At 38.0% G+C, this 303-nt stretch carries 1 pseudogene; it reads right to left on the reverse strand.

Annotated features, from left to right (window positions below):
• A pseudogene (locus ACG9ZB_RS16995) lies at window positions 1–303 on the reverse strand (peptidase M48); the annotation flags it as partial.

Consider the following 303-nt stretch of genomic DNA (forward strand, 5'->3'; position numbering starts at 1 on the left):
ACTTTCTTCTGGTGTACTTTCAATCAAACTTAAACGACGTGCACGCAGTTGCTTGGCCAGACTATGTCCACCCGAACGGAACACATACAGCTCATACACAACGGAATAACTCATCACCAAGAGCAATAAACCAATGATATAAATACTTAAGCTATGCCAAAAAATGCTTTGACTCGAATCAAAATAAAAAACCAGCAGTCCAGCCACAGTATTTAAAATATATAGCGACAAAAGCACCGCCAGCAAGCAGATACTTGCAGTCCACAAAATGATTTTATTCTTTATAATTGAATAACTTACACC

The organism is Acinetobacter johnsonii, assembly GCF_048551975.1.
GTDB lineage: Bacteria > Pseudomonadota > Gammaproteobacteria > Pseudomonadales > Moraxellaceae > Acinetobacter > Acinetobacter johnsonii_A.